General features: G+C 42.5%; 1 protein-coding gene. It reads right to left on the bottom strand.

The window, feature by feature from the left end; all coding sequences use genetic code 11:
* A partial coding sequence (pepT, locus tag QTO00_RS20410) for a tripeptide aminopeptidase PepT (protein WP_331426370.1) occupies positions 1-544 on the bottom strand: 544 nt, incomplete at its 3' end.
* Positions 545-734 lie beyond the last annotated feature (190 nt).

The following is a 734-nucleotide window of genomic DNA, read 5'->3' as shown; positions in this document are numbered from 1 at the left end:
AGTCTGCACCACGGCCAATTTCTTCGTCAGGGGTAAAGCCAATGCAAATGTCACCGTGTGGAATTTCGGGATTGTTGATCAGTTCAGAGATGGCGGAGATAATTTCTGCTATCCCTGCTTTATTGTCAGCGCCAAGTAGTGTTGTCCCATCGGTGGTGATCAGGTTGTGACCATGCAGAGCGTGTAAGTCTGGGTACTGAATTGGTGAAAGTACCTCGTCGCCTTTACCTAACGCAATATCACCACCTTGATAATTTTCAATGATCTGTGGTTTAACATTTTTGCCTGAAGCATCAGGTGCAGTATCCATATGAGCAATAAACCCAATCGCAGGAACCGGATAGTTAACGTTACTAGGGAGTCTTGCCATTAAGTAGCCATTGTCGTCAAGTGAAACGTCAGGTAGGCCTAGTTCTTCAAGCTCTTGTTTCAGAAATTGCGCAAAGGTCAACTGCCCTGAACTACTTGGACAGTGTGAATTTGCAGGGTTAGATTGAGTATCGAACTCGACATAGCGCAGAAAACGTTGAACTAATTCATTCATGACAGGATCTCTTATTATTTGGTGCATACAGTTTCAATGCAGAACATCCTACGCCTTCTGAGCGCTAAGTTTTTGCTATAAATCAGGTTTTACCTTTTAAGTAAAATAATAGTCTGCAAAATAAGGTATTGATAATGATAGATATCGACTATGGTATTGGTGGCGATAGATGAGGCCAAACGGGATAATC

It is taken from the genome of Vibrio sp. M260118 (assembly GCF_036533755.1).
In the GTDB taxonomy this organism is placed as follows: domain Bacteria; phylum Pseudomonadota; class Gammaproteobacteria; order Enterobacterales; family Vibrionaceae; genus Vibrio.
Note: the sequence above shows the minus strand (reverse complement) of the source record. Positions and strands in the feature narration are given on the sequence as shown.